The organism is Streptomyces beigongshangae (genome assembly GCF_019710745.1).
In the GTDB taxonomy this organism is placed as follows: Bacteria; Actinomycetota; Actinomycetes; order Streptomycetales; family Streptomycetaceae; genus Streptomyces; species Streptomyces beigongshangae.
In genome coordinates, this window is sequence record NZ_JAHKJW010000209.1 from 1 (window position 1) to 323 (window position 323).

At 71.5% G+C, this 323-nt stretch carries 1 protein-coding gene; it reads right to left on the reverse strand.

Features of this window, described 5'->3' with window-relative positions:
* The coding region (locus KM933_RS38880; RefSeq protein ID WP_260334854.1) for an NAD(P)-binding domain-containing protein at positions 1-323 on the reverse strand (323 nt) is incomplete at both ends.

Sequence of the window (323 nt, forward strand, 5' to 3'; positions counted from 1 at the left end):
ACCCTGCCCGCGTGCACGAACCCCGCGTCACCCTCGGGCTTGAGGGCGTCGAAGACGGGCCGGACCTTCGCGATGTGTTCGGCCTGACCGCCCACCATCAGCGCGTAGCCGTTCTGCAGGCCCCACACGCCGCCCGAGACACCGGCGTCCACGAAGCCGATGCCCTTGGCCTCCAGCTCCTTCGCGTGCTTCTCGTCGTCCGTCCAGCGCGAGTTGCCGCCGTCCACGACCACGTCACCCGGTTCCAGGAGCCCGCCGAGCTCGTCGATGACGCCCTGGGTGGCAGCACCCGCCGGGACCATCACCCACACCACCCGCGGGCC